This window comes from Cerasicoccus arenae (assembly GCF_014651635.1).
Lineage (GTDB): Bacteria > Verrucomicrobiota > Verrucomicrobiia > Opitutales > Cerasicoccaceae > Cerasicoccus > Cerasicoccus arenae.
This window is the reverse complement of sequence record NZ_BMXG01000063.1, coordinates 1-536: the sequence shown is the minus strand read 5'-3', so window position 1 is coordinate 536 and position 536 is coordinate 1. Positions and strand designations below refer to the sequence as shown.

The window sequence follows — 536 nt, the reverse complement described above, 5'->3', positions numbered from 1 at the left end:
CCGGTAATTGAACTTGTAGCGCTGCCGATTGTAGGCGTTGAGTCCAAAGAAGGATTCACCCAGAAGTAGAGATCATCTGCGGCGGAGTCTGCCGTATTGATATTAACCTGGATGACAATAAAGGCGCTCGTTCCTGAATTGGGGGCGTCGCCACCATCACTGAAACCGGATATGCCCCCATCCGCACTCTTGGCCCGGATACGCCAATTTGCAGAACTGCCAAAGGCACCTACCGAAAGCAGTTCGGTGTTATCTGAATCGCGTATCTGCAAGGAGGCCTCATCACCACCAGAGCCAAATGCAACACCACCCGTTGAAGAAATCAGCGAGAACCAGTAAGTCGTCGTGCCATCAGGCGCAGTGATGGCCGAGAAATCACGAAAAGAGCCAGCCGTGGCCGTATTTGTCACTGTGGTAAAGCCGCCCGTTACGCTTAGATTATCAGCACCAGAGCTATAGGTATTCCCCGGATAAGTGACTGTATCTCCGCCCGCGCCACTGTTGGCCCACGCATTACTAAATCCAGTACCGCCATT

The 536-nt window shown here is 52.8% G+C and carries 1 pseudogene; it reads right to left on the bottom strand.

Annotation, left to right across the window (positions count from 1 at the left end):
* Positions 1-536 (bottom strand): annotated as a pseudogene (locus IE065_RS17900) (hypothetical protein); the annotation flags it as partial.